This window comes from Rhizobium sp. 01T444, from assembly GCF_056398305.1.
Window position 1 is genome coordinate 1 of the sequence record NZ_JBFTPD010000419.1, and the last position, 519, is coordinate 519.

1 protein-coding gene is annotated in these 519 nt (G+C 64.7%); it reads right to left on the bottom strand.

Annotated features, from left to right (window positions below):
• Positions 1-519: DnaB-like helicase C-terminal domain-containing protein (locus AC1DTN_RS39250; RefSeq protein WP_477925664.1), on the bottom strand; the 519-nt coding region annotated here is incomplete at both ends.

The window sequence follows — 519 nt, forward strand, 5'->3', positions numbered from 1 at the left end:
GTGCGAGGAAGAGACGTGAACGTGTGCGGATCTCGGCCAAAGACAGGCCGGGCGACTCGTCGATAAAGATCGTCTGGTTGCCGAGGCTATGGGCAGCGTCGTAGATGCCATCCAGCCGTTCGCCCAACTGCTCGGCGCTCGTGAAGACCTCTCCTGGAATGCGGCCGGCGCGCGAGATCATCCGCTTGGCCATCGAGGTGCCACGCATCTCCATGGAAAAGAGCAGGGCGGCGCGGCCGGCGTCTGCGGCAGCCAGCATGAAGTTGACTTCCATCGCGGTCTTGCCCATGGATGGCCGCGCAGCGAGGACAACCAAGTCCTCGTCGACGAAGCCGCCTCCCAGCAGCGCATCCACGCTCGGGAAGCCGGTGGTGACAGCGGACTCCACCTCGTGTCCCTCGAGGCGCCGTTCGATCTGCTCCAGCAGGACGGAGATGAAGCCTGCCAAGTGCTCGGGGCCAGATCGCGACGCCTTCGATGCCGTGCGCGCGTTGGCGACGGAGTCTTCAAGTACGGTCA